Origin of the sequence: Streptomyces sp. CB02400 (genome assembly GCF_001905725.1) — a bacterium.
In the GTDB taxonomy this organism is placed as follows: Bacteria; Actinomycetota; Actinomycetes; order Streptomycetales; family Streptomycetaceae; genus Streptomyces; species Streptomyces atrovirens.
In genome coordinates, this window is sequence record NZ_LIWB01000001.1 from 288,460 (window position 1) to 300,223 (window position 11,764).

Below are 11,764 nucleotides of genomic sequence, written 5' to 3' on the forward strand. Positions count from 1 at the left end.
GAGGTGAACCGGTAAAGCTCAGAAGCGTGTCGCGATGCTCAATCGTTATGCGGCGTAGAGGTGTACATCGGATTCGTATGCCTCTAGCTGGGACTTCGCGTGGATCTCTGTTGAGGGCTGGGGGACTAGACCGGTTTACTTCCCGGGGGTTAGGTTGACCTGTGCCGGACACGAGACCGGCCGTCCCGCCGAAGGAGCCGCACATGAAGGAAGCCGTCCAGCTCACCGAGGGCTGGAGCCTCGACCACGACGGGGGTCCGCTGCCCGCCCGGGTCCCGGGCTGCGTCCACACCGATCTGCTCACGGCCGGCCTGATCCCGGACCCCTACCTCGGCCTGAACGAGTCCGAGGTGGCCTGGGTGGGCCGCCGCGCCTGGACCTACATCCGGAACCTGGAACCCGCCCGGACGGCGTCGGAGCGCCACGAACGCACCGACCTGGTCTTCGACGGCCTGGACACCGCCGCCGTGATCACGCTCGACGGGCACGAGCTCGGCCGCACACGGAACATGCACCGGCGGTACCGCTTCGACGTCACCGGCCGCCACGGCCCGCTCCGCATCGAGTTCACCTCCGCCTACGAGGAGGCCGAGGCGGTGCGGGCGCTGACGGGGGAGCGGCCCAACGTCTACCCCGAGCCGTTCCAGTACATCCGCAAGATGGCGTGCGGCTTCGGCTGGGACTGGGGACCGACCCTGGTCACCGCCGGGATGTGGCGTCCGGTCCGGCTGGAACGCTGGTCGACGGCCCGCCTGGCAGAGGTACGCCCCCTGGTCACGGTCCACGACGGCGCCGGCCGGGTGGAACTCCGCATCGACATCGAACGCACCGAGCAGGGCACGGACCACCACCTCGAGGTGAGCGCGCAGGTCGGCGGCGTACAGGCCCGTGGCACGGTGGCCGGGGGCAGCGCCGTACTGACCCTCGACGTACCCGCCCCCGACCTGTGGTGGCCGCGCGGATACGGTGAGCAGCCGCTGTACGACCTGGAGGTGGCCCTCGTCTCCCGGGGCACCGGAGGTACGGAATCCCGGCAGCTCGACTCCTGGTCGCGCCGGATCGGATTCCGCGACGTGGTGCTGGACCGCTCCGCCGACGGACACGGCACCGGCTTCACCTTCGTCGTCAACGGCGTACCGGTCTTCGCCCGCGGCGTGAACTGGATCCCCGACGACGTCTTCCCCTCCCGCATCACCCCCGACCGCTACCGCACACGGCTGCGCCAGGCCGCCGAGGCGGGCATCGACCTGGTACGGATCTGGGGCGGCGGCATCTACGAGGACGACGCCTTCTACGACGTCTGCGACGAGCTGGGCCTCATGGTCTGGCAGGACTTCCTCTTCGCCTGCGCCGCCTACCCGGAGGAGCAGCCGCTGCGCGGCGAGGTCGAGGCCGAGGCGCGGGACAACGTTGTCCGGCTGATGCCGCACCCCAGTCTCGTCCTGTGGAACGGCAACAACGAGAACCTGTGGGGCTTCCGGGACTGGGACTGGGAGCCCGCCCTGGCCGGCGACTCCTGGGGCGGCGGCTACTACCTCGACCTGCTGCCACGCCTCGTCGCCGAACTCGACCCCACCCGCCCCTACACCGCCGGCAGCCCCTGGTCCGGCTCCTGGGACCACCACCCCAACGACCCCGCGCACGGCACCCACCACTCCTGGGAGGTGTGGAACCGCCGCGACTACGCCGAGTACCGCGACTCGGTGCCCCGCTTCGTCGCGGAGTTCGGCTGGCAGGCGCCGCCCGCGATGGCCACCCTGCGACGGGCGCTGCCCGGGGAAAGCCTCGCTCCGGACTCGCCCGGCATGCTGCACCACCAGAAGGCCGAGGACGGCAACGGAAAACTGAACCGGGGCGTCGCCCGCCACTTCCGGCTCCCCGAGGACGACTTCGACCGCTGGCACTACCTCACCCAGGTCGTGCAGGCGCGGGCGGTCGCCGCCGGGATCGAGCACTGGCGCTCGCACTGGCCGGTGTGCGCGGGCACCGTGGTCTGGCAGCTCAACGACTGCTGGCCGGTGAGCTCCTGGGCCGCCGTGGACGGCGACGGACGCCTCAAGCCGCTCTACCACGAGCTGCGCCGGGTCTACGCCGACCGCCTGCTGACCCTCCAGCCCGGCGCCGACGGCCCGGTGCTCACCGTGGTCAACCAGTCCGCCGAGCCGTGGCACGCCTCCGTGACCCTGCGGCGCATGCGGGCGGACGGCACCGTGGTGGCGGAGCGGCGGCTCGACCTGACCGTCCCCGCCCGCCGGGTGCACCGGCAGACCGTGCCAGGCGAGCTCGCCCCGGACGCGCTCGCCACGAAGGAGTTCCTCGTCGCGGACGCGTGGGGGTCCCCCCGCTCATGGGGGTCCCCCCGCTCGAGCGAAGCCGAGAGTGGGGAAGGAGCCGAGAGTGGGGGAGGAGCCGAGAGTGGGGGAGGAGCCGAGAGTGGGGGAAGCCTGCGTGCTGTGCACTTCCCCGTCGCCGACAAGGACTTCGCCTACCCCGCCCCCCACTACGACGTCGCGGTGGGGACCCCGGTCGGCTCCGGTGGCGGTAGTGTCGAGGTCGTGGTCACCGCACACACCCTGGTACGCGATCTGCTCCTGCAGGCCGACCGGCTCGGACCGGACGCCGTCTGCGACTCCGGACTGCACACCCTGCTCCCCGGGGAGCAGGTCCGGCTGCGGGTGAACAACGCCGCGGAGACCGGCGCCAACGCGGTGCGCGCGGCCCTGTTCTGCGTGGAACCCGCGTGAGCACACCGCCGGAACGCGTCACCATCAAGGACGTCGCCGCGGCCGCCGGCGTGTCCAAGGGCGCGGTGTCACTGGCGTTCAACCACAAACCGGGAGTGTCCGAGGCCACCCGGGACCGCATCTTCGCGGCGGCCCGCCAGCTCGGCTGGGCGCCGAACTCCTCCGCCCGCAGTCTGTCGCGCAACTCCGTCGACACGATCGGGCTGGCCGTCTGCCGGCCGGCCCGGCTGCTGGGCCTGGAGCCCTTCTACATGGAGTTCATCTCCGGCATCGAGAGCGTGCTCGTCGAACGCGACTGCTCGCTGCTGCTGCGCCTGGTGGGCTCCCTGGAGGAGGAGATCCAGCTCCAGCAGCGCTGGTGGCGGGAGCGCCAGGTGGGCGGTTCGATCCTGGTCGACTTCCACCAGCGGGACCCGCGGATCGCGCCGCTGCGCAAGCTCGGACTGCCGGCCGTGGGCGTGGGGCATCCGGATCTCACCGGCGGCTTCCCGTCGTTGTGGACCGACGACGCCACCGCCGTGGCCGAGGCCGTGCGCTATCTGGCGGCCCTGGGCCACCGGCGCATCACCCGCGTGGGCGGACCCACAGGGCTGGGCCACAGCGCCATCCGCGCGGACGCGTTCGAGCGGACGATGCGGGAACTCGGCCTGAACGGCGGCCGGCACGTCGAGACGGGCTTCTCCGGGGAGGAGGGCGCCCGGGCGACCCGCATGCTGCTCCTGTCGTCCGACCGCCCCACGGCGATCGTCTACGACAACGACATCATGGCCGTCGCCGGACTGGGCGTGGCCGCGGAGATGGGCGTCTCGGTACCGGACGACCTGTCCCTGCTGGCCTGGGACGACTCCCAGCTGTGCCGCCTGACGCACCCGACCCTGACGGCGATGAGCCACGACGTGCACGGATTCGGCGCCGAGGCGGCCCGGGTCCTCTTCGACGTGATCGCCGGCAAGGAAGTCACCTCCCGACCGGTGTCGACACCCTCGCTGGTACCACGGGGGTCGACGGCGCCTCCACGCCGGTAGGCGGAGGCGGAGACGGGGAGGGGCGCGACTCGATTCCGAGCCGCGCCCCTTTCGCTGTTCACCCGCGCGGCACGACGGAACACACCTGCTGCTTCCGTGCGGGCTGGCCCGGGACCGGTGGTCCACCGCGGGGGACGATGGTGCCCTGGCGTGGATATCGTCGTAGCCGTGTGGGCGTACGGCGCTGGTGTGGGCGCCGACGGCGACGGGTCTCGGGGACGTTGTACTCCTGTTGCTTCCGTGCGGGCTGGCCCGGGATCGGTGGTCCACCGCGGGGAGGACGGTGTCCCGGCGCGCACACCGTCGTGCCGCGCGGGTGTACGGCGCTGTCGTGGGCGTGTGCGGATGCCGAGTCGACGGCAACCGTTTGGATCCCGCCGGGGTCGCAGGGGCCGGCAGGCGCTTCGTCACGCGAGGGGACGCCCACGAGTGGTGCCCCATCGTCCACGCTCGGCTCAGCCGCAGGACGCTGTTTCCTGGAGCCGGTCCGATCCGGACGAGACCCATCCCAGCCGCCTTTCCCGGCCGAGACATCACTTCCGTGCGAAGCGAGCGCCGCAGCCGGGAGATGCCGGCCCCCTGTTCCTCCTCAGCCGGTGACGGTCGGGGTACCGGACGCGTGGGCCTGACGGCGGGCCGCGGCGGCGGCCCCGACGAGCCCGGCGTCCCGTGCCAGTGCGGCGGGCCGGACCTCCAGCCCGCGGGTGAAGCCGAGGACCGCGAAGGCCCTCAGATGGCGGCGCAGCGGAGTGAACAGGACGTCACCGGCCTGAGCGACACCGCCGCCGATCACGACCACCTCGACCTCCAGCAGCGTCGCGCTGCCGGCGATCGCGGCGGCCAGGGCCTTGGCCGACCGGTCGTATGCGGCCAGAGCGCGTTCGTCCCCCGCACGTGCCGCGACGGCCACGGCGGCGGCCGTCGCCTCCGCGCCGGCCGGCGGCGTCCAGCCCGCCCGCACGGCATGGCGGGCGATCGCCGTGCCGCTGGCGTACCCCTCGACACAACCCCGCCCCCCGCACGCACAGGGCGGCCCGTCCAGGTCGACGGAGATGTGACCGATGTGCCCGGCGTTGCCGGAGGGGCCGGGGTGGAGCCGGCCGTTCAGGACGAACCCCCCGCCCACCCCGGTCGAGACGACCATGCACAGGGCGTTGTCCACCCCCCTCGCGGCGCCCCGCCAGTGCTCGGCGGCCGCCACCGCCACGGCGTCGCCCAGCAGCACCGGCTCGATGCCGTCGAACAGCATCGGATGCGCGCGTACGCTGTCCACCAGCGGAAACGCCCGCCAACTCGGTATGTTCACGGGACTGACGGTGCCCGCCGCCGTGTCGACGGGCCCGGCGCTGGCGATGCCCAGACCGGACACCGTGCCCCAGGCCGGGTGTGCGGCCAGTTCGTCGATGACCGCGTCGACCGTCCCCGCCATCCGGGACGTCGACTCGCGTGCGGGTGTGGGCAGTTCGGCGCGCCGGACGACGGACCCCTCCTCGTCGATCAGGGCTCCCGCGATCTTCGTGCCTCCGATGTCCAGCGCGGCGTACACCTGTGAGCTCTTCCTTCCGGTCGATGTCGGGGCGCGGCCCACCTGAGGTGCGGCCCGGTCGGGAGTGATGATGGACAACGTTGTCTTCCTTTGTTCCCAAGTGAGTTCGCGCCGTGCTGCCCTCCTGCGGGCCCGTCCGTACGGGCCGTGGCGCGAGAAGCCGGCTACCGGTGGGCGGCACCGGCTCCGGCTCCGGCGCCGGCCACGAACAGCGTTCCGTCGCCCTGCGCCGTGACGTCCTGATCGGAGTCGGACAGGAAGCACGACGCGCCCGGCCCCAGTGACAGCTCGTCACCTCCCGGCCCGCGCAGCAGCGCCGAGCCGTCCACGCACAGCACGACGCGGGGACCCGACGACGGCACGACGGGCTCCGGCGGGCCGCCCAGCTCGGTCCGGTACAGGGCGAACTCCTCCACCGGGCAGGCGTACACCCGTGTACGCGAGCCGGGGACACCGCTCGGCCGCACCACCGGCACGCGCACCGCGGGATCGGTGACGCGCAGCAGTTCGGGGATGTTCACCTCCTTCGTGGTGAGCCCCGCGCGCAGCACGTTGTCGGAGGCGGCCATGAGTTCCACGCCGACGCCCTTCAGGTAGGCGTGCAGTCCGCCGGCCGGCATGAACAGCGCGGTCCCCGGCTCCAGCACCCGGTGCCGCATGAGCAGGGAGGCGACGAGGCCGGGATCGCCGGGATGGTGCCCGGCCATCCGGACCACCGCGTCGTACGCGGCCGCGTACGGGCCGGGGACCCGCGCCTGCCGCCCGCACGCCGCCACGACGGCCGGCACCAGCCCGGAGTCGCCGCGCCCGGAGTCGTCGTGCCCGGCCTCGAGCACGGTCCGCAGGGCCTCGGTCAGCGCCGTGGCGCCGTCACCGGCGCGCAGAATGTCGGTGACCGGGCGTACGTCCGCCAGGCCGAGCCCGTCGAACACGGCCACGGCCTCGTCACGTTCACGGAAACCGGCGAGGACCTCGAAGCGGGTCAGCGCGTAGAGCAGTTCCGGCTTCGGCCAGTCGTCCGCGTACGTCCCCTGCCCGTCACCGGCGCCGAGTTGCGCGCCGAACGCCGTCCGGGCCTGCTCACGGTCGGGGTGCACCTGGATGGACAGCGGCTGTTCGGCGGCCAGCACCTTCAGCAGGAAGGGCAGCCGCCCGCCGAACCGGCGGGCGCACTCGCCGCCGAGCTCGCGCTCCGGGGCTGCCGCGACCACCTCGTGCAGGGTCGTCGCGCGGCCGTCCCGGGTCAGGTCGGCGGGCCCGGCGGGATGGGCGCCCATCCACAGCTCCGCCTCGGGCCCGGCCGAGGGAACGCTCCGCCCTTGGAGCCGGGCCAGCGCCTCGCGCGAGCCCCAGGCATACGGCTTGATGATCGGTCGGATGAGATCCACGGCCGTACGATATCCGTAAGTAAACCGGTATAGCAAAAGTCATGAGCTGCTGATTCGCGGTGCCGGTCCGGCAAGAACATAGATGGCATGAAACATGCCCCACAACAGTCGGGGTGAAAATTTCCCAAGTTTAGCAACCGGTTTAGTGAATCGCGTCTCCGTGGCGTGTATCGGCACCGAAAATGTTGACGCCTCTATTGACATGACCGAAACATTGGGTGCTCTCATAGGGAACGGCGACCGGTCCGTGGCCCGCACCACGACGCCGGTGCCGCCATCACCCCGTCGACTGCCGTACGGGACCGGTCCCTTGACTGGACAACGTTGTCAAAGGGTCGGGCGGCGTCAGACGGAAGGTGTCGTCGTGTTCCAACCCCACTTGAGGAGCAACATGGCAAAGCAACCCGGACGCCTGCTGCGCACCGTCGCAGGCACGGCCTTCGCCGCCGTCGCCGGCCTGCTGGTCCCGGTCCTGGGCCCCTCCGTCGGCGACGCGGAGGCCGCGCCCACCGGTCTCCGCGTCGACGACGGACGCGTGTACGAGTCGAACGGCAACGAGTTCGTGATGCGCGGCGTCAACCACGCCTACACCTGGTACCCGGAGCAGACCACCTCCATCGCCGACATCGCGGCCAAGGGCGCCAACACCGTCCGCGTCGTTCTCGGCAGCGGCGACCGCTGGACCGAGACGACCGCGTCCCAGGTCTCCACGATCATCGACCAGTGCAAGGCGAACAAGGTCATCTGCGTCCTGGAGGTGCACGACACCACCGGCTACGGCGAGGACGGCGCCGCAGCGTCCCTGGACCAGGCGGCCGACTACTGGATCGGCGTGAAGAGCGCGCTGCAGGGCCAGGAGGACTACGTCGTCGTCAACATCGGCAACGAGCCGTTCGGCAACACCGGCTACGCCGCCTGGACCGACGCCACCAAGGCGGCCATCGGCAAGCTCCGAGGCGCCGGCATCAACCACGCCCTGATGGTCGACGCCCCCAACTGGGGCCAGGACTGGTCCCACACCATGCGGGACAACGCGGCCTCGGTCTTCGCCTCCGACCCCGACCGCAACACCATCTTCTCGATCCACATGTACGGCGTCTACGACACCGCCGCAGAGGTCCAGGGCTACCTGAACCACTTCGTCGACAACGGACTGCCCATCGTCGTGGGCGAGTTCGGCGACCAGCACAGCGACGGCAACCCGGACGAGGACGCGATCATGGCGACCGCGGAGTCCCTGGGCGTCGGCTACATGGGCTGGTCCTGGAGCGGCAACGGCAGCGGCGTCGAGTACCTCGACATGGTCAACGGCTTCGACGCCGACTCCCTCACGAGCTGGGGCAACCGCTTCTTCAACGGCAGCAACGGCATCGCGGCCACCTCCGAGCGGGCCACCATTTACGGCGGCGGGGACGACGGGGGCAGCGACGGGGGCACGGCTCCGAACGGCTACCCGTACTGCGTGAACGGCAGTTCGTCGGACCCGGACGGTGACGGCTGGGGCTGGGAGAACAGCCGCTCCTGCGTCGTCCGCGGCAGCGCGGCGGACACCGGCTCCGCGGGCACGGCTCCGAACGGCTACCCGTACTGCGTGAACGGCAGCTCCTCCGACCCCGATGGCGACGGCTGGGGCTGGGAGAACAGCCGGTCCTGTGTCGTCCGCGGCAGCTCCGCCGACTACTGAGAGACGGTCACCGAGATCCGTGACGGCCCCGGCCCCACCAGGGGCCGGGGCCGTCACGGTCGTGCTCCACCGTGCCCGGCGGCATTCAGCGGGTCGCCGGGCTGGGGGCCCGGTCGGGTTCTTCGTGGTCCTCGGACGCGGGAGCCGTCGGGGCGGTGGCGTCGGGGCGGGGGATGGCGAGGGCGCACAGGGCGCCCGCGAGGACCACGGCGACGCCGATCCAGATGCCGGGGCGCATGCCGTCCACGAACCCCTGTGCGGTGCGGTCGTCGCCGTAGCGCATGAAGACGCTGCTCAGGATGGCGGTGCCGAGGGCGCCGCCGATCTCGCGGACGGTGCTGTTGGCGCCGGACGCCTTGCCGCGGTGCCGCGGCCCGACCGCGCCCAGTACCACCGCCGCCGTCGGTGCGAAGACGAGGCCCATGCCGACGCCCGCGACGACCATGGCGCCGGCCATGCGCGAGTACGGGGTGTCCGACGTGGCCACCAGGTTGATCCAGGCCAGCCCGGCCGCCTGGAGGAAGAGGCCGAGGGCCATCAGGCGTCCGCCGCCCACCTTGTCGGTCAGGGCACCGGCGACCGGCGCGACGAACATCGGCATCAGGGTCCAGGCCAGCGTGAGCACACCGGCCTCCAGCGGGGTGCGGACGGGCGCGACCTGGAAGAACTGCGCCAGCAGGAAGATCGACCCGAAGACGCCGAAGTACATGCTCGCGGAGACCAGGTTGGAGAGGACGAAGGCCCGCTCGCGGTAGAAGGAGAGCGGAAGCAGCGGCTGGGCCGCCCGGCGCTCCCACAGCACGAACAGGGTCAGCAGGACGGCTCCGCCGGTGAACGCCGACAGGACGGGGCCCGAACCCCAGCCCTCCTCCTCTCCGTTCACGATCGCCCAGACGGTCGCGAGGAGTCCCGCCGTGGCGAGGAGCATGCCGGGCAGGTCGAGCCGGGTGCCGGCCAGGGAACTCTCCCGGAGCACGGACAGCACCAGCGGGACCGCCACCAGGCACACCGGGACGTTGATCCAGAAGATCCACTGCCAGTCCAGGCCGTCGACCACCGCACCGCCCACCACGGGCCCGAACGCCACGGCCGTGCCGCTGACCGCGGACCACAGTCCGAGGGCCAGGCCGCGCTTCTCGTCCGGGACCTCCTCCGCGAGCAGCGTCAGCGACAGCGGCATCACGGCCGAGGCGCCGATACCCTGCAGTGCCCGCATGAGGATGAGCTGTCCGCTGCTGTCGGCGAGGCCGCAGCCGATCGAGGCCAGGGTGAACAGCGCGATGCCGGTCACGAAGACCCGGCGCCGGCCGAACCGGTCACCCAGCGCCGCCCCGGTCAGCAACAGACAGGCGAAGCTGAGGACGTAGGCGTTGACGAACCACTGCAGGTCCTCGGTGGACGCGTCGAGGTCGACGGCCATGGTCCGCAGCGCGGTCGTCACCACCAGGTTGTCGAGCGCGACCATGAACATCGGCAGACTGCATGCGAGGATGACCAACCATAACGGTCTTTTGAGAGTGCTCATGACAATACCCCCGTCACATGGGAAGGGTGAGCCGACCGGCTCGACCTGTGATGGATAGTAGTGCGATCCATTATCCGTTATCCAGTGAGTGAGCGAGGATCTGTGAAAATCTCGGAACTCAGCCGCCGCAGCGGCGTCTCCATCCCCACGATCAAGTACTACCTACGGGACGGTCTGCTGCCCCCGGGCCGGGCGACGGCCGCCAACCAGGCCGACTACGGCGAGGAACACCTGCGCCGCCTCCGTCTCGTCCGCACGCTGGTCGGCGTACGGCGGCTGCCGGTGGGGGCGGTGAAGGAGATCCTGGGTGCCGTCACGGAGCAGGACGGCGATCTGCACCAGATCTTCGGCATCGTGACCGACGCCCGCCCCGTCACCCAGCAGCAGAAACAGGCGCGGGAGCGGGAGAGGCAGGAGGCGGGCGAGGAGACGGGCGGTGTCACCGACGCGCGCGAGCTGGTCGCCGCGATGGGCTGGGAGGTGCACTCCGGCACCGCCGCCATACGGAGCCTCGGTGAGGTCCTGGACGCCCTGTCGGACATGGACTCGGGCATCGACTGGCGGTCCCTGCTGCCCTATGCGCGGCTGGCGGACCGTATCTCGGAGCTGGACGTCCAGCAGATGGAAGGCGTGTCCGGCGTGCTGGAGCTGGCCGAACGCGCGGTTCTGGTCTCGGTCCTCCTGGAACCGGCCCTGCTGGCCATGCGCCGCCTCGCCCAGGAGGACAAGTCGGCCCGCCTGTTCGGCGGGGGCTCGGAGGAGGGGGAGGAGGAGTGACGGAGGCCGGGCGAGGCCGTGGCCGACGCCTGGCCTCCGCCGGCTGAGGAGCCCCGGCAGGCCGTCACCCACTGCTGTTCCCGCGGGCAGTCGTGCCTCTCCCAGTGCCTTGAAGGCCTGGGAGGTACCCCCAGGGCGGCACGGGTGGGTGGTGGGGGTCCCTCCCGCTCATGGGGGAGAAGCCGAGAGCGGGGGAGGCACCCCGCAAGCGTCGGGCCGCGCAAACACCCCCTCGCCCCACACCGGCACAGAGTCCCCCGGTGCCGCTGCTCAGCCCTCTTGCGGCGGTGCCGGCTCCTCCAGCACCTCCGCCAGCACCACCCGTGTACCGCGCTCGACGAACGCCGCCACATCCGCTTCCGCCGCCGAGGTGTCCGTGACCAACGTCCATCCCTGCGGCAACGTGGCCCACGCGTGGAACGGCGCCCGCCCCAACTTCGCCGCGTGCGCCAGCACATACGTCCGGGCGGCCCGCCGAGCCATCAGCTCCTTCAGCCGCGTCTGCCGCAGGTCCGCCTCGCAGATCCCCCCGTCCGCGGTCACCCCGTCCGCGGACAGGAAGACCCGGTCGAACGTCATCCGCTCCAGCGCCGCCTCCGTCAGCGGCCCGACGAAAGCCTGGCTGAGCGGGCGCAACGTCCCGCCCAGACACTCCACGTGAACGGACTCGACGTCCGCCAGCTCGTGCAGCGCGGTCAGACCGGTCGTGGCGACGGTGAGGTCCTGCGCCGTACGCAGCTCGTGCGCCAGCGCCCCGACCGTCGAACCGGCGTCCAGCAGCACGGTCTCGCCGGGCTGGATCTGCGCCGCCGCCCACCGGGCGATGGCCCGCTTCTGCTCGTACGCCTCCGTGGTGCGCTGGCGCAGCGACGCCTCCGGGTGCGCGTTCAGCGCCATCGCCCCGCCGTAGGTGCGGGCCAGCCGGCCGTCGGCGGTGAGCCGGGCGAGGTCGCGGCGGATGGTGGAGGCGGTCACGCCGAAGTGCCGGGACAGCTCCTCGACACTGGCCAGGCCGGTGGTGGTGGCGAGTCGCAGGATCTCCTCGCGCCGAGCCTGGGATCCGTTGGGCGGCATC

General features: G+C 71.7%; 8 protein-coding genes. 4 read left to right on the top strand and 4 right to left on the bottom strand.

Going from position 1 to position 11,764, the window contains the following annotated elements:
• The first annotated feature begins 203 nt into the window (after nt 1-203).
• Both AMK33_RS01180 and AMK33_RS01185 read left to right on the top strand, forming a co-directional pair.
• Nucleotides 204-2,744: a glycoside hydrolase family 2 protein gene (locus AMK33_RS01180; RefSeq protein ID WP_073930774.1), complete on the top strand. Its 2,541-nt coding sequence runs from the start codon at nt 204-206 to the stop codon at nt 2,742-2,744.
• Entirely contained in the window at nt 2,741-3,769 is a 1,029-nt protein-coding gene (locus AMK33_RS01185) for a LacI family DNA-binding transcriptional regulator (RefSeq protein ID WP_073930775.1), read from the top strand. Before AMK33_RS01180 ends, AMK33_RS01185 begins: the two co-directional genes overlap by 4 nt.
• Nucleotides 3,770-4,358: 589 nt before the next feature.
• Here AMK33_RS01185 and AMK33_RS01190 read toward each other — a convergent pair.
• Together AMK33_RS01190 and manA are read right to left on the bottom strand one after the other, a co-directional pair.
• Nucleotides 4,359-5,315, bottom strand: coding sequence for an ROK family protein (locus tag AMK33_RS01190; protein WP_235617939.1), 957 nt, complete (start codon nt 5,313-5,315; stop codon nt 4,359-4,361).
• A 164-nt stretch (nt 5,316-5,479) separates the two neighbouring features.
• Nucleotides 5,480-6,703 carry a mannose-6-phosphate isomerase, class I gene (gene manA / locus AMK33_RS01195; RefSeq protein WP_073930776.1) on the bottom strand — a complete coding sequence of 408 codons (1,224 nt, stop codon included), beginning with the start codon at nt 6,701-6,703 and terminating at the stop codon, nt 5,480-5,482.
• Between the two features lie 391 nt (nt 6,704-7,094).
• On the opposite strand from manA, the gene AMK33_RS01200 reads away from it, so the two are divergent.
• Nucleotides 7,095-8,387: a cellulase family glycosylhydrolase gene (locus AMK33_RS01200; protein ID WP_073930777.1), complete on the top strand. Its 1,293-nt coding sequence runs from the start codon at nt 7,095-7,097 to the stop codon at nt 8,385-8,387.
• Between the two features lie 85 nt (nt 8,388-8,472).
• Here AMK33_RS01200 and AMK33_RS01205 read toward each other — a convergent pair whose 3' ends face one another.
• A complete protein-coding gene (locus AMK33_RS01205; protein WP_073930778.1) occupies nt 8,473-9,912 on the bottom strand; it encodes an MFS transporter in 1,440 nt (479 codons plus the stop codon).
• Between the two features lie 102 nt (nt 9,913-10,014).
• On the opposite strand from AMK33_RS01205, the gene AMK33_RS01210 reads away from it, so the two are divergent.
• On the top strand, nt 10,015-10,689 hold the full coding sequence (locus tag AMK33_RS01210; protein WP_073930779.1) for a MerR family transcriptional regulator: 675 nt from the start codon (nt 10,015-10,017) through the stop codon (nt 10,687-10,689).
• A 270-nt stretch (nt 10,690-10,959) separates the two neighbouring features.
• Here the strand turns inward: AMK33_RS01210 and AMK33_RS01215 are convergent, their stop codons facing one another.
• Nucleotides 10,960-11,763 carry a DeoR/GlpR family DNA-binding transcription regulator gene (locus AMK33_RS01215; protein ID WP_073930780.1) on the bottom strand — a complete coding sequence of 268 codons (804 nt, stop codon included), beginning with the start codon at nt 11,761-11,763 and terminating at the stop codon, nt 10,960-10,962.
• Between the last annotated feature and the right edge of the window lies 1 nt (nt 11,764).